19 protein-coding genes and 2 tRNA genes are annotated in these 21,624 nt (G+C 41.7%); 12 read left to right on the top strand and 9 right to left on the bottom strand.

What is annotated here, in order from left to right; all coding sequences use genetic code 11:
• Positions 1-81 precede the first annotated feature (81 nt).
• Together LLW17_RS06905 and LLW17_RS06900 are read right to left on the bottom strand one after the other, a co-directional pair.
• Positions 82-1,578, bottom strand: a complete 1,497-nt coding sequence (locus tag LLW17_RS06905) for an OmpP1/FadL family transporter (RefSeq protein ID WP_228229533.1) — start codon at positions 1,576-1,578, stop codon at positions 82-84.
• Positions 1,579-1,599: 21 nt separating this feature from the next.
• On the bottom strand, positions 1,600-2,796 hold the full coding sequence (locus LLW17_RS06900; RefSeq protein WP_228229532.1) for a hypothetical protein: 1,197 nt from the start codon (positions 2,794-2,796) through the stop codon (positions 1,600-1,602).
• 131 nt (positions 2,797-2,927) lie between these two features.
• On the opposite strand from LLW17_RS06900, the gene proS reads away from it, so the two are divergent.
• The 4 genes from proS (at position 2,928) to rpsT (ending at position 4,931) form a co-directional block, all read left to right on the top strand.
• A complete protein-coding gene (proS, locus tag LLW17_RS06895) occupies positions 2,928-4,400 on the top strand; it encodes a proline--tRNA ligase (protein WP_228229531.1) in 1,473 nt (490 codons plus the stop codon).
• A 76-nt stretch (positions 4,401-4,476) separates the two neighbouring features.
• Positions 4,477-4,548 (top strand) — tRNA-Glu (locus LLW17_RS06890).
• A 40-nt stretch (positions 4,549-4,588) separates the two neighbouring features.
• Positions 4,589-4,660 (top strand) — tRNA-Glu (locus LLW17_RS06885).
• Positions 4,661-4,682: 22 nt separating this feature from the next.
• On the top strand, positions 4,683-4,931 hold the full coding sequence (gene rpsT, locus LLW17_RS06880) for a 30S ribosomal protein S20 (RefSeq protein ID WP_228229530.1): 249 nt from the start codon (positions 4,683-4,685) through the stop codon (positions 4,929-4,931).
• Between the two features lie 105 nt (positions 4,932-5,036).
• Here the strand turns inward: rpsT and rho are convergent, their stop codons facing one another.
• Positions 5,037-6,842, bottom strand: coding sequence for a transcription termination factor Rho (rho, locus tag LLW17_RS06875; RefSeq protein ID WP_228229529.1), 1,806 nt, complete (start codon positions 6,840-6,842; stop codon positions 5,037-5,039).
• Between the two features lie 207 nt (positions 6,843-7,049).
• Between rho and LLW17_RS06870 the strand changes: the two genes are divergently transcribed.
• Positions 7,050-7,460 carry a DUF4293 domain-containing protein gene (locus tag LLW17_RS06870; RefSeq protein ID WP_228229528.1) on the top strand — a complete coding sequence of 137 codons (411 nt, stop codon included), beginning with the start codon at positions 7,050-7,052 and terminating at the stop codon, positions 7,458-7,460.
• A gap of 103 nt (positions 7,461-7,563) precedes the next feature.
• Here LLW17_RS06870 and LLW17_RS06865 read toward each other — a convergent pair whose 3' ends face one another.
• The gene (locus LLW17_RS06865) at positions 7,564-8,058 is read right to left on the bottom strand and encodes a metallophosphoesterase family protein (RefSeq protein WP_228229527.1); all 495 of its coding nucleotides are present in this window, start codon (positions 8,056-8,058) and stop codon (positions 7,564-7,566) included.
• A gap of 75 nt (positions 8,059-8,133) precedes the next feature.
• Here LLW17_RS06865 and truA point away from each other — a divergent pair, with 75 nt between their 5' ends.
• Positions 8,134-8,901: a tRNA pseudouridine(38-40) synthase TruA gene (gene truA / locus LLW17_RS06860; RefSeq protein ID WP_228229526.1), complete on the top strand. Its 768-nt coding sequence runs from the start codon at positions 8,134-8,136 to the stop codon at positions 8,899-8,901.
• Positions 8,888-10,657, top strand: a complete 1,770-nt coding sequence (locus LLW17_RS06855) for an ABC transporter ATP-binding protein (RefSeq protein ID WP_228229525.1) — start codon at positions 8,888-8,890, stop codon at positions 10,655-10,657. The genes truA and LLW17_RS06855 overlap by 14 nt, the downstream gene beginning before the upstream one ends.
• Position 10,658: 1 nt before the next feature.
• Here LLW17_RS06855 and LLW17_RS06850 read toward each other — a convergent pair whose 3' ends face one another.
• Positions 10,659-11,513, bottom strand: a complete 855-nt coding sequence (locus LLW17_RS06850) for a DUF3667 domain-containing protein (RefSeq protein WP_228229524.1) — start codon at positions 11,511-11,513, stop codon at positions 10,659-10,661.
• A gap of 3 nt (positions 11,514-11,516) precedes the next feature.
• Positions 11,517-12,299, bottom strand: coding sequence for a diadenylate cyclase CdaA (cdaA, locus tag LLW17_RS06845; RefSeq protein ID WP_228229523.1), 783 nt, complete (start codon positions 12,297-12,299; stop codon positions 11,517-11,519).
• Between the two features lie 260 nt (positions 12,300-12,559).
• On the opposite strand from cdaA, the gene LLW17_RS06840 reads away from it, so the two are divergent.
• The 3 genes from LLW17_RS06840 (at position 12,560) to LLW17_RS06830 (ending at position 15,465) form a co-directional block, all read left to right on the top strand.
• Entirely contained in the window at positions 12,560-12,919 is a 360-nt protein-coding gene (locus LLW17_RS06840) for a BlaI/MecI/CopY family transcriptional regulator (RefSeq protein WP_228229522.1), read from the top strand.
• Position 12,920: 1 nt separating this feature from the next.
• Entirely contained in the window at positions 12,921-14,822 is a 1,902-nt protein-coding gene (locus LLW17_RS06835) for a M56 family metallopeptidase (protein ID WP_228229521.1), read from the top strand.
• 490 nt (positions 14,823-15,312) lie between these two features.
• A complete protein-coding gene (locus tag LLW17_RS06830) occupies positions 15,313-15,465 on the top strand; it encodes an SsrA-binding protein (RefSeq protein WP_228229520.1) in 153 nt (50 codons plus the stop codon).
• Here the strand turns inward: LLW17_RS06830 and LLW17_RS06825 are convergent.
• Entirely contained in the window at positions 15,462-15,974 is a 513-nt protein-coding gene (locus LLW17_RS06825; RefSeq protein ID WP_228229519.1) for an adenine phosphoribosyltransferase, read from the bottom strand. The two genes, LLW17_RS06830 and LLW17_RS06825, sit on opposite strands and share 4 nt — an antisense overlap.
• Positions 15,975-16,062: 88 nt before the next feature.
• Between LLW17_RS06825 and LLW17_RS06820 the strand changes: the two genes are divergently transcribed.
• Positions 16,063-16,455 carry a DUF423 domain-containing protein gene (locus LLW17_RS06820; protein ID WP_228229518.1) on the top strand — a complete coding sequence of 131 codons (393 nt, stop codon included), beginning with the start codon at positions 16,063-16,065 and terminating at the stop codon, positions 16,453-16,455.
• Between the two features lie 208 nt (positions 16,456-16,663).
• On the opposite strand, the gene LLW17_RS06815 is transcribed toward LLW17_RS06820, so the two are convergent.
• A complete protein-coding gene (locus tag LLW17_RS06815) occupies positions 16,664-17,116 on the bottom strand; it encodes a Na(+)-translocating NADH-quinone reductase subunit F (protein WP_228229517.1) in 453 nt (150 codons plus the stop codon).
• Positions 17,117-17,208: 92 nt separating this feature from the next.
• Between LLW17_RS06815 and LLW17_RS06810 the strand changes: the two genes are divergently transcribed.
• The gene (locus LLW17_RS06810) at positions 17,209-19,113 is read left to right on the top strand and encodes a tetratricopeptide repeat-containing sensor histidine kinase (protein ID WP_228229516.1); all 1,905 of its coding nucleotides are present in this window, start codon (positions 17,209-17,211) and stop codon (positions 19,111-19,113) included.
• On the opposite strand, the gene LLW17_RS06805 is transcribed toward LLW17_RS06810, so the two are convergent.
• Entirely contained in the window at positions 19,108-21,528 is a 2,421-nt protein-coding gene (locus LLW17_RS06805; protein WP_228229515.1) for a glycoside hydrolase family 2 TIM barrel-domain containing protein, read from the bottom strand. The two genes, LLW17_RS06810 and LLW17_RS06805, sit on opposite strands and share 6 nt — an antisense overlap.
• Positions 21,529-21,624: the final 96 nt, after the last annotated feature.

The following is a 21,624-nucleotide window of genomic DNA, read 5'->3' as shown; positions in this document are numbered from 1 at the left end:
ACATTTAGCCAAGGCGATATTAAAAAAGCCTTAATACTGAAATGCATTAAGGCTTGATGTGAATTTTGAAAACAGGGTGTTCTACAGCTTGAATGAAAGCGTTGCCACCAGGCTGGTGTTGATATGATCAATAAAAGCGGTGTTGGTGAAGGCTCCGTCATATAAGGCTGGATTTTGCTCCTGTTTTGACCAGTCGTAGGCAACGTCAATACGGGCGTTACCAATAGCATACCCAAGACCAAGAGAATACCCGGTAAGATCTCCCAGAGTGGTTTGGTTTACATACGGACTTTCCTGAAAGCGATATCCTCCTCTGAAACTCCAGCTGCCTGCAAGAAATTCGCCGCCAAAGCGAAAAGTAGATACTCCTTTCAGACTATTGCTTAGATCTGCGTTGAGTTGCTGGAAGAATACATCGTTCTCCGGTCTGAATTTGATTGAGCTGTAATCCTGATAGGAATAATCAAAGCTTAGAAACCCACCCGCGCCAAAAACATAGGCAATACTTCCTGTAGCTTTTGCAGGAGTTTGAAACTCGTAATCTTCATAGACATTAATGACGTTCGGGTTAATTACAGTTTCACCAAGGTCGCTGGTTGTGCGCAGAAATTGTTCGGTTTCTTCGCTGATCGTATAGTAGGTAGGACTGTCTAGAGTAAGACCGAGTCTCAAACTTTGAGAAGCTTTATAAATAGCGCCTATTTGGGCTGAAAATCCAGAGCCGAACGCTCTGTAATCATTTTCAAAATCGAGGCTGCTAACGGCATTATTTTGTTGAATGTTGTCTTCAAAAAGCAGGGTATTCCTTGTAAAATTAAACGCGTGTATATTGATATTTCCTCCCAGATAAAAATCTTCTCCAAACTGGGCTGCAGCATTTAGCGTATATCTGCTGTTGTTCCCAAAGCTGGTATACCGGTATTCCTGGTCAAAGGCGTTTCCGTTTTGTGCATTGGTGTATGCCGTATTGTTAAGATCTGAAGATTCCGGATCGATTAAATATCCCTGATAACCTAAAAAGGCCTGCTGAGCGCCAAAGCTTTCATTTTCTCCTAAAAATTGATACAATTCATCTAAAGTTTCGCCGTTCTGAAGTTCTAAGAGTTCGAGTGGTGTTCCCTGAGCATAGCCAAGAAAATAATCGCTTATAGAATTAGAGCTTACGCCAGACGCTAAAAATTGATTGTCAAAATCATTGGAGCGATCGTAATTAAATCCGAAGCTGAGTTTGGTAACACTACCGGTGCCATTTGATACAAACACAGCTCCTAACTGATTAAAATCAAGATCAGAACTTGAATTTGTGGTTATACCGTCACCGTAATGGGTTTGATTATCGTATCCATCAGACAAAAGACTTAAGGAAACAAAGCTTTGATTGAAAACAGCTGAACCGGCAGGGTTATTATTTAGAGCAGATAAATCTCCGCCAAGGGCGCCAAATGCTCCGCTAACCCCGCGGTATCTTGCGGTACCGGTTAAATTTTCGGTGCTGTAGTTTACGGCATCAGATATGGTTTGTGCGTTCACTTGGGACAAACCAATACCTATCATAAAAATTATGAGAACTTTTTTCATACTTGCAAATTGATACATTAATTACCCGCGACCTCCGCCTCTTCTTCCTCCTGAAGAAGATGAAGAACTGCTTCTGCCTCCTGATGAACTTGATCTTGAAGGTGCAGCGCTACGGGATGGAGCAGCGCTTCTTGACATGGTGCTGCTTCGGCTTGGAGTCGAGCTGTTAGATCTGCTGTACGTACTGCTTCTTGTTGTTGGAGCACTGCTGCGCACCGCGTTAGAGTTTCCACTCGCACTTCTGCTGATGCTTCCGCTACTGCGTCTGGCTGGGCTACTGTAAATGGATCTGTTACTCGTTGTACTGGAGCGCGAAACTCTGGAGTTTGAGGTGTTTCCGGAAGCACTACGCGAGCGTGTGTCAACACCTACACCATTGCGGCTGTACGTACGACTGGTACGGGCATAGTTTACATCAGATGATCGGCGCGAATTGGTAGAATAGCTGCTTCTGCTGCGTGAGTAGGATGCCCTCGAATCTGCCGTTCTGCCCGATTCATAACGTCCTCCTCTGCGTGAGTTGGAATAGGCTAATCTATTGTTGTCGTAACGGCTGTGATACCAGTTGCGGTATGGATATCCATAAAAGTTGTTGTGTCCGTAAAAACCTGCATAGGGATAGCCCCATCCGCCAATTCCATAGCCCCAGTAAGGGTTACCCCAGGCTCCAAAACCATAACCCCATCCAACGTTTCCGTAAAAGGGACCGCCCCAACCCCAGGCGTTATAGGGAGAATTCCATCCCCATCCCCAGTTGTTCCAGCCCCATCCGGCATTTCCAAAAAACGGACTGCCCCAGGCACCCCATCCTGCACCCCAGAACGGACTGTTGTTATAAACATTTACAATTGTATTGTCATAGGTGTCTCCCCAACCTGGTTGAGCATTATAGCCTAAATCATTATCGAGGAGCAGGTCTTCTTCGGTGTAATCACCCGTAGAAGAATACGAATCAATATCTGTAAAGATGACGCCTTCCTGCTGAGCATTATCAATATCGGCAGCACCCTGATTAAAATAATCAGCATATATACTACCGTTGGCATTGGTTGTTACATCTTGCGAAGTCACGTTATTGTAGTCTCTGTTTGATGGTGATCCGTAAATTCCATCATTCATAGCATATTGTGAAGTTCCGCAAGAGATTAAACCCGCTGAAGCAAAAATGCCCAGGGCCAATTTCAGTATTCCTGTTTGTGTAATGTTCAAGCCTCGCATATCATCCGTATTTATTGTTGTACAATTGTAAATTTAGTTAGTTTTGCGGTCAAATTTGTGCATTTAACAAAGATGTTACAAATCCGAAAAACTACTTAATCTAGCACAAGAGTTGTGCCAAATTTCTATATATGGGAAAGAATTTAACCTCACGGGCAGAAGATTATTCAAAATGGTATAACGAGCTGGTTGTAAAGGCAGATCTGGCCGAAAACAGCGGAGTGCGCGGTTGCATGGTTATTAAGCCTTACGGTTATGCGATATGGGAAAAAATGCAGGCCGAACTGGATCGCATGTTTAAACTTACCGGTCACGAGAATGCGTATTTTCCGTTATTTATTCCTAAATCCTACTTTAGTAAGGAGGCAAGTCACGTAGATGGTTTTGCAAAGGAATGTGCTGTGGTTACGCATTACCGTCTTAAGAATGATGAAGATGGCGGAATTATAGTAGATCCGGAAGCTAAACTGGAGGAGGAGCTTATTGTAAGGCCTACCTCAGAAACCATAATTTGGGATACGTACAGAAAGTGGATTCAGTCTTATCGCGATTTACCTATAAAAATCAATCAATGGGCAAACGTGGTGCGTTGGGAAATGCGCACGCGTCTGTTTCTACGCACTGCAGAATTTTTATGGCAGGAGGGGCATACTGCTCACGCGACCGAGCAGGAGGCGATAGAAGAAGCTAACCTGATGATGCGCGTTTATGCTGAATTTGCAGAGCGTTTTATGGCAATGCCTGTTATACGCGGTACAAAAACAGAAAGCGAACGCTTTGCGGGAGCTCTTGAAACCTATTGTATTGAAGCCTTAATGCAGGATGGTAAGGCGCTTCAGGCGGGAACCTCACACTTTTTGGGTCAGAATTTTGCCAAGGCCTTTGATGTTAAGTTTGCATCCAAAGAAGGGAATCAGGAACATGTCTGGGCTACCAGTTGGGGCGTTTCAACCCGATTGATGGGGGCTCTGGTGATGACACATAGCGATGATAATGGTCTGGTTTTGCCTCCGAAATTAGCGCCAATTCAGGTGGTTATTGTTCCTATATACAGAGGGGAGGAGCAGCTTGATGCAATATCGCAGGTCGCCAAAGAATTAAAGCGTGAGCTACAGCTTTTGGGTGTTTCGGTTAAATATGATGATCGTGATACTCATAAACCGGGCTGGAAATTTAATGAGTACGAACTCAAAGGGGTTCCGCTGCGTATTGCGATTGGTCCCCGGGATCTCGAGAAGCGTACGGTTGAACTGGCTCGAAGAGATACCTTGTCTAAAGAGGTTGTTTCTAAAGATGCTATTGTTGATCGCGTGCAGGCTTTACTGGCAGAAATGCAAACAGCCCTATTTGATAAAGCGCTTAAATTTAGAGATTCGCATATCACCGAGGTGGAAACCTATGACGAGTTTAAAGATATTCTGGAGAATAAGACCGGTTTTGTAAGTGCATTCTGGGATGGTACCTCAGAAACCGAAGAACAAATCAAGAACGAAACTAAAGCGACAATTCGCTGTATACCACTTGATTACAAGGAAGAATCAGGCACTTGCGTGTATAGTGGGAAACCGGCTTCGAGACGTGTTTTGTTTGCAAAAGCATATTAATTTGAATTTTTTTTGTTTTGCTATTGCGACTTATAAAAATATGTTTATTTTTGCATCCGCATTTGAAACAAAGGCTGGTCCGTTCGTCTAGGGGTTAGGACGCCAGGTTTTCATCCTGGTAACAGGGGTTCGATTCCCCTACGGACTACAAAGGTTTTCACATACCTCAAATGTGATAAAAACATAATGGCCCGTTCGTCTATCGGCTAGGACGCCAGGTTTTCATCCTGGTAAGAGGGGTTCGATTCCCCTACGGGCTACAATTTAAAACAGAGCAAGATAATGGCAAATCACAAGTCATCTTTAAAAAGAATTAGAAACAGCGAGACAAAGCGTCTTAGAAACCGTTACCAAAGCAGAACTACACGTAATGCAATGAAAAAATTACGTGAGGCTGATAAAAAAGAAGCAGAGACTATGTTTCCTTCTGTGGTTTCTATGATCGATAAGTTAGCTAAGAATAATATCATTCACGATAACAAAGCATCTAACTTAAAATCACAATTGGCTAAGCACGTAAACGCGCTTTAATAAATTCTGTTTAAAAGTTTAAAAACTCCCTTGCATTTTTATGCGAGGGAGTTTTTTTGTTGGGATAAATCTGAATATATATTTTTAGTATAGTAAAAAAGTTTTTTAACCGTTCATCGATATCAAAAACTCTTCGTTGTTTTTAGTTTGTTTAATGCGTTCACTGATGAATTCCATCGCTTCAATAGGATTCATATCTGCAAGGTATTTGCGCATTACCCACATACGCTGAATAGCGTTTTCGCTAAGCAGTAAATCGTCACGACGGGTACTTGAAGAGGTGAGGTCAATCGCAGGGAAAATTCTTCGGTTTGCGATCTTACGATCCAACTGAAGTTCCATGTTACCGGTTCCTTTAAATTCTTCAAAAATAACCTCGTCCATTTTTGAACCGGTCTCGGTTAATGCCGTGGCTATGATTGAAAGGGAACCTCCGTTTTCAATATTTCGCGCAGCGCCAAAGAAACGTTTGGGTTTGTGCAGGGCATTGGCATCAACACCACCGCTCAAAATTTTGCCGGAAGCAGGCTGTACGGTGTTGTAAGCGCGGGCCAGACGTGTGATTGAGTCTAAAAGGATTACCACATCGTGACCACATTCTACCAGGCGTTTTGCTTTCTCCAGAACAATGTTAGCTACGCGCACGTGTTCGTGAGCCTCTTTGTCAAAAGTTGAAGCTACAACCTCACCTTTTACGTTGCGTTGCATATCGGTCACCTCTTCAGGACGCTCATCAATTAAAAGGATCATTTGATAAACCTCAGGATGGTTTGCTGCGATTGCGTTTGCAACATCTTTAAGCAACATCGTCTTACCGGTTTTGGGCTGAGATACAATCATACCCCGCTGTCCTTTTCCGATAGGTGCAAAAAGATCCATAATACGGGTAGAGATAGTGCTTTGGCGATCTGCTAAGTTGAATTTTTCCTTAGGGAAAAGCGGTGTGAGGTGTTCAAACGAAACACGGTCACGCACCACGCTTGGGTCAAGTCCGTTGATCTTAGAAACCTTAATAAGCGGGAAATATTTTTCCCCTTCTTTAGGAGGTCTTATTACTCCCAGTACAGTATCTCCGGTTTTGAGACCGAATAAACGTATTTGAGATTGCGATACGTAAATATCATCGGGTGATGACAGGTAGTTGTAGTCTGAAGAACGCAGGAAGCCGTAGCCGTCTTGCATTATGTCCAGTACACCCTCGCTCTCAATAAGTCCGTCAAACTCATAATCAGGCTCGCGGTAGCGGTTGCGGGTGTCTTTATTCCCGTTGTCGCGCTGATTATTGTGGCTATTGCCGTTTGAATTACTGTTATTATTGTTATTATTATTATTGTTGTTGTTATTGTTGTTGTTCTGGTTGCCATTAGAATTATTCCCCGAATTGTTATTTCGGTTGTTATTCCTGGGGTTGTTGGCATTTGATCCCGAATTGGAATCTTTGGTATTCTTGGTATTTTGATTGCCGGAGTTGGGATTGTTTTCCTTGCGCGGTCTTCCTTTTGCCGAATTAGAATCCTGTTTGGTGGTAGTATCCTGATCGGGCTTGTTGGGTTTAGGTTTGCGTTTTTGCTTTTCCTTATCTTTAGAAGAAGAATCTGCGTCTTTAGGTGTATTGGAAGAATCTTTTGGTCCTGCAGATTTTGGAGGATTGTTAGGTCCTTTTGATCCTGAATTCTTTCGGGATTCGTCTTTTTCAGGTTTTCCAGAAGCTTTAGCCCCGGAGTTTGAGGAATCTGAGCTTTTATCTTCGATGACTTCAGCTACAGCTTTAGGGTCTGATGCCTGCTGGTCAAGGATTTTATAAACTAAATCAAGCTTTTTGAGTGTTCTGAACTTTGGGATATCAAGGCCTTTGGCAATTTCCTGAAGTTCAGGTAGCTTTTTAGCTTTTAATTCTGAAATATTAAACATGAACGATACGTATGAATTTCTGTAATGAATTGGTTTGAATGCGATCAAAAAATTTTGAGAGAAGATCTGATAAATTTTTTGGCAAGTAAGTAGTCAACTCAGAGTTGGCTACACAATGTACTGCAATAATACAACAATATTTTTTATTAATTTGGCTCTAGTCTGATAGAAGTTTTTATTTTTGTCAGCCCTAATGAAGGTATTTACATGATACAACGCATACAAAGCATTTATTTAATTTTGGCCGCAGCGGTTTCTGCCGGACTTTTATTTCTGATACCGGTTTTTAGTACGGCTGAGGGAGAACCGGTTTATGCTACCGGCCGTATAGAGTTGCTGGCTATGTTTTTAGGAAGTGCGTTGTTGTCGTTTATTACCATTTTTTTATTTAAAAATAGAAAGCTACAGTTTGTACTAGGCAGACTGAATATCATATTAAACTTTATTTTACTAGGTGTATTGGTTTACCAGTCGCAAATCTTATCTGGAGGGGCGGCGGCCCCGGAGAAAGGTATTGGGATGCTAATCCCCATCATTTCTATCGTTTTTATCGCTTTGGCAAACAAAGCAATTAAGCGGGATGAGGATCTTGTAAAATCTGTTGACCGGTTGCGATAGACCTACTATCTTAGTTAATTAGTGCGAAGCCCTGCAAGTATGCCAACTTGCAGGGTTTTTCGTTTTAAAATGTTTGTAGCAGGCCTTAATTAAGCACCAGGTATTAATCGCGTTTCATTTCTATAACCTCCAGATTGTCTATTTTACCCTGATCTACTGTAAACCGAAGCATGGTGCGTACTTTATGAAATCCGTGTGTGCCCACAGCACCGGGATTCATATGCAGCAGGTTGAGTTTTCGGTCTGGCATCACTTTTAAGATGTGTGAATGCCCGCAAATAAATAATTTGGGCGGGTGCGCATATAATTCTTCCCGAATGGCAGGCGAATATCGGCCCGGGTAACCCCCTATATGAGTGATAAGCACATCGACACCTTCACAATTAAAACGGTTATTTAAGGGGAATTCATTTCTGATCTCGTGATCGTCAATATTGCCATATACGGCTCGTAAAGGGGCTATTTTTTGAAGCGCATCGGTTACTCTTAGATCTCCTATATCACCTGCGTGCCATACTTCATCTGCTTTTTTGGCGTATGCCAAAATACGATCGTCGATATGGCTGTGGGTGTCACTGAGAAGCAGGATTTTTTTCATACGAGGGAAACTTAATTGGGTGAGAAGAGCCCCTGCAAAGATGTATCTTTGCAGCTTTAATCACAAATTCAAAGCGTGCGGTATTTTATAGATATAGCTTACGACGGGACTGCATACCATGGTTGGCAGCGACAGCCGCAGAGTATCACCGTGCAGGAAGAATTGGAAAAGGCATTAACCACCTTGCTAAGGTCTGAAATTGCGGTTACCGGTGCCGGGCGTACAGATGCCGGAGTGCATGCAAAACAACTTTGGGTTCATTTTGACTATGCAAATTTGCTAACTCCAGATGAGCAACAACATCTGGTTTTTAGACTGAATCGTTTTTTGCCCCAAGCCATTGCCGTTAAAACGATGACTCCTGCAGCGGCAGAAGCACATGCGCGTTTTGATGCCATAGAGCGCAGTTATTCTTATTTCATTCACCAGCAGAAAAATCCTTTTTTGGTGAATCAATCGTATTTTTTTGAAGCCGAAGTGGATTTGGAGTTGATGAATAAGGCTGCAAAATTGCTTTTAGGCAGGCAGGATTTTAAATGTTTCAGCCGGTCAAATACAGATGTGAAAACTTATCTTTGCGACATTAGGGAAGCGTTCTGGAGCCGTGAAGAAGACCGATTGGTTTTTAGGATTACTGCAGATCGATTTTTACGCAATATGGTGCGCGCCGTAGTAGGAACTTTGCTGGATGTAGGCCTTAAAAAAACGAGCGTTAATGAGTTGAAAGACATCATAGCCGGCGGCGAGCGATCTGAGGCAGGCGCTTCTGCTCCTGCGCATGGCTTATACCTCACCGCAGTGCGTTACCCCGAAGAAATCTTTATCCCGTATGGCAGACAGTAAAGGCAATGCTTTTGATTTTGGCTTGTTTAAAAAGCTTTTGAGTTATACACGCCCTTATCAGGGGCGCATGTATTTTGTAGGTATTTCTGCGATTCTGATTTCAGTATTTGCGGTTTTACGGCCCATTTATTTTGAGTATGCCATAGACCAGGGTATGCAGCCCAGAGATATGGACACGTTGCTGTACTATATTGGGTTGAGTTTTCTGGTGCTTCTGGGCGAATCTATTTTCCAGCTCGTATTTATCTATTTTGCAAACTGGCTGGGACAGCAGGTGGTACTCGATATACGCACCAGGCTTTTTAATCACATGATTTATTTTAAAAAGCAGTATTACGACAAATCTGCCGTGGGCAGGCTGGTGACGCGGGCTGTAAATGATATCGAAACCATCTCAAGTATTTTTAGTCAGGGGCTTTTTATGATCATCAGTGATCTTCTTAAAATGCTGGTGATTGCGGGAGTAATGCTTTACAAAAGCTGGCAGCTTTCTCTTATAGTTTTTGTAATCCTTCCGTTTATACTTTATGCCACCCGTATTTTTCAGCGGAAGATGAAAGTTGCTTTTGAAGAAGTGCGTACTCAGGTCGCTAATCTCAATTCATTTGTTCAGGAGCGGGTTACCGGGATGAAAATTGTGCAGATTTTTTCGCGTGAGCGCATAGAGCGTGAGAAGTTTAACGAGATTAACCAAAAGCATATGCGGGCCTGGAACAAGACCGTATGGTACAACTCTATTTTCTTTCCCATTGCCGAAATGGTTACTTCAATCACGATAGGTTTACTGGTTTGGTATGGGGGTTTGAGAGCTGTAGAGAATGATGTTATTACCATAGGTCTGGTAACTGCTTTTATACAATTTTCGCAAATGCTGTTTACACCGTTACGTCAAATTGCCGATAAGTTTAATACCCTGCAGATGGGAATGGTAGCTGCCAATCGGGTTTTTGGTATTCTGGATACCGATGCACGTATAAAAGATGAAGGGACGCGCGAACTGGCTAAAATTAAAGGAGATATCAGTTTTCAGGATGTGCGCTTCAGTTATGTGCCTGACGAAGAGGTTTTACGCGGAATTAATCTCGAGGTTGCGGCAGGAGAGACGGTTGCCATTGTAGGATCTACAGGTGCCGGAAAATCGACTATCATTAACTTACTGAGTCGCTTTTATGAAATTGACAGTGGAACGATTTCTATTGACGGAATAGATATAAAAGATGTAAAAATCACTTCGCTGCGCTCTGAAATTGCGGTTGTTTTACAGGATGTTTTCCTGTTTGCAGATTCTATTCTCAATAACATCACGCTCAATAATCCCGATATTTCGGAAGAGGATGTGGTGAACGCGGCTAAAACTATTGGCGTAGATAAATTTATATCGAGCCTTCCTAATGGCTATCATTACAATGTAAAAGAACGCGGTGCGATGCTGAGCAGTGGTCAACGACAGCTTATTTCATTTTTAAGGGCTTATGTAAGCAACCCCAGTATTCTGGTTCTGGATGAGGCTACTTCTTCTGTCGATTCTAATAGTGAGCACCTCATACAAAAGGCGATTAATAAAATCACCAAAGGGCGTACCTCAATTGTAATCGCACATCGTCTGGCCACAATTAAAAAGGCAGATAAGATCATCGTGATGGAAAAGGGTCAGATTGTTGAAATGGGCAACCATAAAAGTCTTCTGGAGAAGGAAGATGGTTACTACAGAAAACTCTACGAAGTACAGTTTGCCTCAAATTCTGAAATAGAGTAATCTAGCTTTTAGATTGCCCGGCAGTTTTTGTGCTTTCGATCAGAGCATCAAAAACACCCAGTTTATACATTATTATCATAGCTACAGTGCATAAAATGGTGAAAACAATACCCCCGATTAAGGCAAACAGCGAGGTTTTTAAGATCAGGCTGGTAGTGTTTAAACGGTACAAGCGTTTAAGTACAAAGCATATATAAACAATGTAGGCGATAATTCCTGTAAAGCTGATAAAGGTATACAGGGAGGTTGACCAAATCGTGCCAATGGCTAAAATGTAGAATACCAGGTTAATGTGACTAAACGCATAGAGGTAAATTACAATATGCTCCAGGTAATTGTACTTTTTGTAATTCCAGAATACGATTCGGGAGATTAAAGCCAGAATGGGAATACTCAAAACGCTGAAAAGTGTCTGGTATTCATTAATGCTCATCGTAAAATTTTTGATAAACGCCAGCTGCTGTTCCTGATTTGGAGTTTCAGATACCTGAAGGTTTTCAAAAAGGGAATCCATTAAATACTCACGAAGGATAAATACATAGATTCCCGCTACCGTAAGTGATATGGCAAAGTAACCAAAGGCAGAGAGGTATTTTTTACGAACTCCGTCTATATAACCGCCTATGACGTCTTCCGGTTTGGTAAAGAGTGCTCTGAAGGTTTTTAGAAAGGCGCTATCCAGGTTTAGGAAGCGGTCATTAAAATCTTCAGCCAGGTTTTTTACGGTTATTCGGTTTTTTACGATTTGTCCTCCGCAGGCACTGCAAAATGCTGCACCGGCATCTAAATTTTGATGACAATTTCTACAATAGCTTACTATGGCTAGTTGTTCATTGGTCTGCTCAACTTGTTCCATAATTTAGCTTAGGTCTTTACGTATGATATCTACGAGCTCGGTCGTGTTCTTGAATAATACAAATTCGCCGTCTTTAAGATAGCTGATGTTGCCGGTTTCTTCACTAACAACCAGGGCTACAGCATCTGTCTTTTCGGTAATACCAACAGCGGCTCTGTGCCGAAGCCCAAAGCGTAGGGGGATGTTGCGCTCATTAGAAACCGGAAGTATGGCACGGGTAGCGACAATTTTGTTGTCTTCGATAATGGCGGCTCCATCGTGCAGGGTTGAATTTTTAAAGAAAATGCTTTCCAGAATGGGGCGGTTCACCTCGAGGTTCATCTCGTCACCGGTTTGTTTTACAAAATCGAGATTGGTGGTACGCTGAATGACGATGAGTGCGCCGGTTTTGTCCTTGCCCATTTTTTCGCAGGCATCTACAATCTCTTCCACTTTAGTGAGGGAGTTGTCCTGATTTTCGTCCTGAAGAAACTTGATGTGTTTTAAAAATCCTGACTTCCGACCGATGTTTGTAGAACCTATCATCAGCAAAAACTTGCGAATTTCCTGTTGAAAAACCACAATGAGTGCAAACATCCCGGCCCCGATAAACTGGCCCAGAATGGTACTTAGCATTTCCATCTGAAGCAATTGTGTGATTTTCCAGATTACCCAGATGATACAAATTCCCAGGAAAATATTAATCGCCACAGTACCCTTAACCAGTTTGTAAAGATAATAGAGTAGGGTGGCTACCAATAGGATGTCGACCAGGTCAAGTATTCTAAAGTTTTCAAGAATGTCCAATGCTCAGGTAGTTTTTGTAAAAATAGGCTAAAATATATGGTTCTCTAAAGTGACAGAAGGTATTAAATTATACAAAAGCACCACATAAAATGAATACAAACATAAAACTACAAAAATAGTTGTTTAACTATAATTTTCGTTTTATGTTTGTAATGCGTTAGGGATTAAGGCATTGTCGGAGCGCATTTGCAGCCGTTTTTTTCGGCGGCAAATCGCGACTGCCGCAAGCCCGCCCGAACGCCCTAAAATTTATGATCCCTATGGAAAAACTGACCAATAAAGAAGAAGAAATTATGCACGTTTTATGGAGGCTCGAAAAGGCTTTTGTAAAGGAGGTGCAGGCAGAGCTGGAAGATGAGAACCTGCATTACAATACCGTGTCGACTATTGTGCGTAATCTGGAAGAGAAAGGGTATGTGGGGCACAAGGCTTTTGGGAAAACGCATCAATACCATCCTTTGATAAGCCGGGAGTCCTATGGCAAGAAATTCTGGAATGAGGCCACCCGCCGGTTTTTTGACAGTTCGTACAAAAATATGGTTTCTTTTTTTGCTCAGGAGGAGAAAATAACGGCAGACGAGTTGCGGGAAATACTTGAATTAATCGAGAAAAAGCAGTAGTATGGATTTTCTCATTTACCTATTGAAAAGCACTGCCGTGTTGAGTCTGTTTTACCTGACTTATCTGGTTTTGCTGCAGAAGGAGACTTTTTTTGAAACCAATCGCAAGTTTTTGCTGGGAGGGGTTTTTGTAAGTTTTGTACTTCCGGTGGCGGTATTTACCCAAATCGTTTATGAAGAAATGCCGGTTTTTGATTTTACGGTGAATACGGTTGGGGTTGCGTTGGCAGAAACACCTCAAAATTCATTTGAATTTGGAATTTGGGAAGCTGTTTTAACCGGTTATCTACTGGGAGCAGGGGTTATGTGTCTTCTTTTTGTGTGGAAGCTTTATGAGCTGCTGCGTTTTTTAAACAGGCAAAACGGAAAGCTTGAAAATGGGTTTAGAATCATTCAGGCAGAAGGACTGGAGTCTCCGTTTTCCTTTTTTAAGTATATCGCAGTTGATAAAACCCGCTATAGTTCTGAAGATTTTGAAATGATCCTGGCTCACGAACAGGCTCACGCACGTCAATACCACAGTCTGGATACCCTTTTAATGCAACTTGTGCTTATAGTTAATTGGTTTAATCCACTGGCCTGGTTGTATAAAAGTGCCGTAATTCAAAATCTGGAATATCTCGCCGATGCTACCACCGCAGGTACATTAAGCAGTCCTAAAAATTACCAAATGGCACTTGTGAAAGTTGCTGTGCCCGGGCAGGTACCTGCCTTAACCCATTCATTTTATCAATCATTCATCAAAAAACGAATAGTTATGTTAAACAAACAATCATCAAGCAAGTCCAATCAGCTAAAACTGGCAGTCATTTTACCGGTACTCGCGGTATTTATCTGGAGTTTTAATTTAAAAGAAGAAGTGCGCTATTTAGAATCAGGCGAAGAGCCCGAAATGGAAGTAGCAGCAAAGTCTTCATCAGTTGGAAATGGGTCTGAAGTTACTGATGAGAATCTGGAAGCTGTTAAGCCGTCTCCTAATGAAGATGAGCAAACCCGTGCCGCACATCAGCAAGCAGGTAGCGAGCAGACTTCATTTAAACGGGTAATTACTAATACGTTTACTAAAAGTGATCTTAACGCACTCGCTAAAGAGCTCGAATCTGAACATCAGGTGAGCTTTAACTTTTCAAATGTAAAATACAATGCATCAGGATTATTAACATCTATAAAGATTAGTGTAAAAGATAAGGTTAGCGGCAATCAGGCCAGTTCCAGTTATTCAGGGGATAAGCCCATAAGTGACATTGCAATCTATAGAACCGAGGACGGGACTTTTGGGGTAACATCAGCTTCCAACAGTATTTTACAGGGCACGAGAAGTAATGCGGCAGCTAATCAAGATCTGGCAAAAGACTTGGAGGAAGCTATCGCCATACGTAAAGCTGAACTGGAAATGCGCAAACAAGAAATGAAAGCCGAAATGGAATTGCGTAAAGCCGAGATGGAGGCAGAAGTTGAATTGCGCAAAGCTGAGATTGAAGCTGAAATGGAGTTACGAAAGGCGGAACTTGAAGCACAACGGGAACTACGGGAAAAAGAAATGAAAGCTAAACGCGCAGAAATGGAAGAGCTTAAAGTAATTGGTTATGGAAGGTCTGGTTCTACAACTCAAAACAGCCGTTTTAAAACGCCAGACAGTCTTTTTCAACATATTAAGGAACTTATATATGGTGCCCCAAAAGACGGTTTTAGTCTTCGTATGTATGGAACCGGAGAGAAATCTGATGAACAACCACTTATTTTGAAAAATGCTATAGAAATTACTCAGGAAGAACTCCGGATGCTCGATCCTAAAGACATCGAATCTATTTCGATATTAAAAGACGCCTCAGCAACTGCACTTTACAAAGAAAAAGGTAAAAACGGAGTGATTTTAATTACTACGAAATCGATGAAAAACTAAATATTTTTCAGATCTGTAAAAATCCGCTGTAATCTTTTTACAGCGGATTTTTTATGACCTAAAAGATGAAATGTTCTTTTAGGAGTCGTTTTTAATTTATTTGCCCCTTGAGATTTTAAAATTTGCCGAAAAAGCCCCTATAAAAGTTACAGTTGTAAAGCTTATGGGAGTTATAGGGTTTATAATTTATACAGAATTAAAGGGTTTTGTGTTTTGGTTTTTGGGTAAAGTCATTTTTTTACTTACAATACTGTATTCAATTTTATCAATAGTTGTGCAATCGCTTGTGGGAGTGATTTTTACTTCCGTATTTGTGATCAAATAAAAATTAATCAATCAAAAATCACAATCATGGTCACACTTATTTTAACAATTATTGAAACCATTTTCGGATAATCCTAAAATAGTCATAACACCTTCTGTAAGCGCGCGCAGAAAGGGGTTAAAAGCTTAAATTTGAGATACTAACCACTCAAAAGGGAATCCTGCTATGAAGAAAACGTTTTTTAAAACGCTTGCCAAACTGAATAAAAAGGTTTTACCCAGCCTTACGAAAAAGAATGTTGATCTGGCTAAAGCCAGTAAGCTGCAACTGGCCTTATTTGGCTATAAACTATGGGTCACAAAGAATGCTTTAGATTAATAATGCAGTAGGCTGTGCAGGCTATAGGAACTTAATTTTTTTCTTCCGTTAAGAAAATCGAGTTCCATTAAAAAGTTGCATTGCACTACTTTACCACCACAGTGTTCTACCAGGCGACAAGCCGCAGCGGCAGTGCCTCCGGTCGCCAGAACATCATCGTGAACGATTACCAGATCTCCTTCAGCAATACTTTCCGCCTTTATTTCAAGACTGTCTGTTCCGTACTCTAAATCATAACTTTCGCTCAAAATTTTTCCGGGGAGCTTACCGGGTTTTCTAACCGGCACAAATCCTAATCCTAGTTTTTGAGCCAGTAAACTGCCAAACAGGAATCCACGGCTTTCAATCCCGATTACTTTAGTTGCTTTGATGTCGTATAATCCTTTTGCTAAAAGCTCAACAGCGTAATTGGTAGCCCGGGCGTTTACCAACAGGGGACTTATGTCTTTAAAGACAATTCCTTCTTTCGGAAAGTCGGGTACGTCTGTGATGTAATTCTTAAGATCCATAATATTGGTTTTGATTTTAGCGGTCAGGATGTGTGTAAACTAATTCGCAAAATATATCTTTAAAGCTACAAATAGTAATCTATACCCCATGGAAATTTTGATGAGCCAGTTTTTTGGAGCACTTTATGGTTTTTTGGCCATTGTATTAGGAGCCTTTGGCGCGCACGCTTTAAAAAAGCGTTTTACACAGGAGCAACTCGCCAGTTTTGAAACGGGAGTGAAGTACCAGATGTATCACGCCCTGCTATTACTTGTTTTGAGCTTTAATCTTGGTTTTAATACAGCGCTAGAAGGTTATATAATCACCTGCCTTATTTTGGGTACTTTTTTATTTTCCTTCTCCATTTATGGTCTTTGCCTTTCGGGTGCATTGGGCAGAAAATGGAAGTTTCTAGGGCCGGTAACCCCTTTGGGCGGGCTGCTTCTTGCAACTGGATGGTTGCTTTTGGCCTACATTTTTATCAAAGATTTTATGTTCTAAAAAAAGAAAGCTCCAGATAAATCTGAAGCTTTCGCACTTATGTATAATTAACGCTAAAAATTCTATGTTATTAAAGGCGGCTAATCCAAATAAATAAACTCAAATTTCTTAGTCAATCTAATTACTTAAAAGACGACCTGAAATTACAGATGTGACAAAATTTTACTGAAAAAAAGTAAAATTAACATTTATGGGTAGCCGGCATAATTTAAATCGCAATTGCAGTCGCTTGAGCAGTAGATTTATCTGCCTTAAACAGATTTTGATAGTGCATCACATTTTTAACACCTTCGAGTTTGCAAAGCACCGTTATGGCTTCACAAAGACCTTCAAAAAGAATTTCTTTTGATTGGCGATCCTCAGGTCTAAAGGAATTGCGTTTAAGGGGCAATTGATACCCGCAGCCTCTTAAGAATGCAGCTTCAATTTGAATTAATTCGACGGGAGAGTAGCCTTCAAATTTTTTACCGAAAGCCTGATTGACCTGGCCTACATAGCTTAATCTTAGGGAGCCGTGCCCTTCGGTAAGATGCTTCCAGCTTTCTGTGTTGTTCAAAATATTGCCTACCGCACAGCTTTTACAGCACTCCGGATCAAGCCTGTTTTCGTGAAATGCCGTATACAGTTTTTGCAGAGCCTGATCTAAGCGAACATTTTTCATAATCTTTTCTTTTTTATAAAGTTACAAAATCTGAGATTAAACGTAATTTGTGCTTTGTAATCTTTTGTATTCTTTACTATCACATGTTTTCTATGTTTAAAAACCTGTTCATTTTTCTCGCAATTGGTTTTTTGACTCTTTCACCACGGGTTTGTACGCTTTGGGCTCAAAATACGAGTGAAGAACATATTAAGGCTGAACTTCTAAAAGCTCAGGAACTCTCGTATAGTAATTTTGACGAGGCAATCACTACACTTACCAATGCTTACCTGTATACCAAAGAGCACGAGATTCCTCTGCTTACCGCCGAAGTACTGTATACCGCAGGCTGGATTTATTATGTAAAAGGGATGTATGATGAGTCGCTTACTCATTTTGTTGAAGGGCGTAATCTCTTTAGAGAACAAGGTGACTATACCGGTGAGGGAAAAGCGCTTATGGGTAATGGTCTGGTGATACAGGCATTAGACCGGCATAAGGAAGCGATTGCGATCTTTAGCGAAGTAATGAAAATTTATAACGCGCATCAACTAGAAGAAAAAAAGGCAGCTGTTTTTATAAATCTTTCTATTTCTTATATCGAGCAGCGTGAGTTCGATAAAGCTTCGGAGGTTTTAGAAGAAGCCCGAAAGCTTGCTGAGCGCAATAATTTAACGGGTATCTTACATCATTATCACAATAAATCTGGAGAGGTAGCCTTTCAAATCAAGGATTTTGATAGTGCAATTAAACATCATCAGGCAGTTTTAGACGACTCTCAGGAAGCCAATGCATGGGAAAAATCTTATGCCTATGCGGGATTGGCTCAATCCCATCTTGCCCTTAACAATCTTGAGCTGGCAGAAGAGTATGCACTCGAGGCTATGAGTTTTGCCAAAGGATCACAATCGATCTGGGATCTGGAGCGTAATTCAGCCATTTTATCATCGGTTTATGCGGCGAGGGGTAACGCTGAAAGAGCTTATGAAGCCCTGAAAGAAAATCAGCGTTACCGGGATTCCCTTTATGATATTAAAACGACTCAGCAGATTAATGTAATGCGGCTTGAGGAAAAGGAGATCGAAAATCAGCAGCTTACTGCGGCGATGGAGCTCAAGGAAACGGAGTTAAATTCCAAGCGAACGCAACTTATCGCTTTGGGTATTTTTGCTTTATTACTCGTACTGATTCTGTTTTTAACCTGGAAAAACTACAAGCAGAAAGCCCGTTTTGCTGAAGAATTGCATCAAAAAAATCGGGTTATTGAAACCAACCAGGCCACGCTTTTAAAGCGCAATAATGCACTTTCAAAGCTTGATGAGCATAAAAACAAACTGTTTACCATAATTTCTCACGATTTACGATCACCCATAAGTTCTATACGACAAGTGCTGGTATTGGCAGAATCGGGACTGGTGAGTCCGGAAGAGTTTGCGAAGCTCACCGGGGATCTTAAAAAGCAGACCGATGCCACTTTGGTGATGATTGATAATTTATTAAAGTGGTCTCATTCGCAGCTTGAAGGTGTATTGATAAATCCATCTCAGGTAGACCTGGTCGAGATTGTTTCCATTGTTTTGGAGACCTACAGTGCCGGAGCTGAGCTCAAAGACATTCATCTTACTCATACGAGGCAAAAGGATCTGCCTTTTATTCTGGTCGATGCCGGTCATTTATCGGTGATTTTGCACAACCTGATTTCAAATGCGCTTAAGTTTACGCCGTCAGGTAAAAGGATTGAATTGAGTTACGAGCAGCAATCAGCCTGGGTAAAACTTATAATAGCTGATGAAGGCACCGGTATGAGTGCCGAAAAATTGAATGAGATCAAATCAAATCAGGAGCAAATCCTTTCAAAAGTGGGTACCGAAATGGAAATAGGCACCGGTCTGGGCCTGATGGTGGTTAAGCAGTTTCTGGAGCTCAACGATGCCACGCTTGAAATTGAAAGTGTTCCCGGTAAAGGCTCTACTTTTGTGGTTTGCTTTAAAAAAGCGCCGGTTGACCCGGGTTCATAAGGAAGCATTTAACTTAATCGATTCTGATTTTAATCCTTTACCACTTATTTCTAATTGGATAGTACCTCGTTTTTCTGAGGATTGAACCAATACGACCAACTTTCCACTGAACACTTGCATCGTGGGTTTGTGAAATAATTCCAGAGACGTGGCATCACCGTTACAGGCAGCGCGAAAGCTTCCGGCACCGGTTACCTTAAAGTTGAGTCGATTTGTCGCAGTAGGACAGGGGATACCGTTTTTATCGACTACCGATACTGTAACAAACGCAAGATCTTTTCCATCTGCATTAAGGGTGGTGCGATCTGCTTCCAGCTTTAAGGCATAGGGTTTTCCGGCGGTTTTGACTTCTTTCTCAGCAACAGGCTTATTGTTTTCGTCTAAAGCAATCACTTTTAAAGTTCCGGGCTCATAGATTACGTCATTCCACATCAGGCGATAGCGAGTTTGTGGAGTAGAATCGTTTTTGATTTGAATTCCCTGGCTTTTTCCATTCACAAATAATTCGGCACGATCATAACTGGTGTAAACAAAAACCGGAGTCTTCTGGCCCTCGCGACCTTCCCAGTTCCAATGGGGCAATATATGCAGGGTTTCATCCTGGGTATTCCAACGGCTCCGGTATAAATAATACCGGTCTTTAGGGATACCGGCAAGGTCTATCATTCCAAAATAGCTGCTGCGAGACGGCCAGCTGGTATCGTAAGGCGTGGGTTCGCCCAGATAATCAAAACCCGTCCATACAAATTCACCAATTACCCAGGGTTTATCATCTTGCAGGATGAAGTCGTCTTCGGGTAAATTAGACCAGCTGCAATATTCCAAATCGTAAGACGAACTTTGAAAATCGGGATATTCTTTCATACTCGCCTTTTCAACCGGAAACTTATAAATGCCACGCGAACTAACCGTCGAGGCGGTTTCAGAACCCAGAATAAAGCCCTGCGGAAATTTCTCATAGGCCTCTTCGTATAGATGCACGCGGTAATTGAGTCCGGGAACGTCGAGAATAGCACCAAAACCAGATTCCATCGTAGCTTTAACCTGATCCATCCCTACGGTAACGGGACGGGTAGGGTCTTCTTTATGAAACAATTCCTGAAGCCATCTGGCTCGTTTTACGCCTTCGCTTCCGTACTGGTCAGGAACTTCATTGCCCGCACTCCACATCACGATTGCCGGATGGTTTCGCGTAGCGCGCACTAAATTTTCGACATCGCGTTTGGCATAGTCATCAAAGAAGCGGTTGTAGCCATTTTCAACTTTTGGCTTTTTCCACTCGTCAAAACTTTCCGCCAAAAACATAAAACCCATCTCATCGGCTAACTCCAGTTGCTCAAAGGAGGGCATATTGTGAGCACTGCGAATGGCATCACAGCCCAAATCTTTTAAAATCTGCATCTGCCTGCGCAGCGCAGCTTTGTTAACCGCAGTTCCAATAGGCCCCAAATCGTGATGCAGGCAGACTCCTTTAAATTTTCGGGTTTTACCATTAAGCTGAAACCCATTTTCTGCGGAATAATGTATTGACCGAATACCAAAGGTGGTGGTGACTTCATCTTTAAGTTCATCACCGGCGTAAAGTTTGGAAACAGCAGTATAGAGGTAGGGATTTTCGGGACTCCACAATTGAGGTTTTTCGACTTTTATATGCTGCTCGAACTGATTCTGGATAGATTGGGTACTTTCATTTTGAGCAATTTCGTTCCCTTCGGTATCATAAAGAGTCGTCATCAACCGAAGATTTTCACCCGTAAATGTTGTTTTTATAGTAACCTGTGCGACTTCTGCTGTTGCTATCGGAGTGGTTATCGTAGTTCCCCATTGGTCAATACTTTCAGCATTTTTAATGATAAGGCTAACCGGCCTGTATAAGCCTGCCCCGGGATACCAGCGTGACGAAAATTCTTTGTTAGAAAGTTGAACGGCCAGGGTATTTTTACCCTCAAGCAGTTTATCACTGATGTCAAAATAGAAATAGGCATATCCATAAGCCCACTCGCCAATTTTCGACCCGTTGAGGTACACCTGCGGTTCGCTCATCGCCCCTTCAAAAAGCAGAATGGCCTTTTTGCCTGCTGTCCAATCAGCAATTTCAAAAGTGTTACGATACCAGCCGGTCCCGGTAAACGGGAGAGCGCCGGTGCGTCCTGTTTTTTCTGTTGGTATTTTCTCGCCGTTTTGAGTAATGGCAACGGTTTGTTTGTCTATTTCCTTATCAAAAGGGCCATAAATAGCCCAGTCGTGAGGCACAGTTACCGTCTGCCAACCCGAATCGTCAAAACCTATTGCTTCAGCAGTTGCTGCATCGCCTTTATGAAATTTCCATCCTTTTTCTAATTCGATTACAGAACGGGATTGGGCGCTGCAAATAATTGTCACAAAGGAAAAAAACCAAACGAACTTAGTATTCATAAATATAAATTAGGAAATAAAATTACAAAGTTAAATCGAGTTGTGTGGATATTAAAACCCGCATAAATACTATTGTCAGACATAATTAAATCTTGT

Source organism: Leeuwenhoekiella parthenopeia (assembly GCF_020782115.1).
Classification (GTDB): domain Bacteria; phylum Bacteroidota; class Bacteroidia; order Flavobacteriales; family Flavobacteriaceae; genus Leeuwenhoekiella; species Leeuwenhoekiella parthenopeia.
Note: the sequence above shows the minus strand (reverse complement) of the source record. Positions and strands in the feature narration are given on the sequence as shown.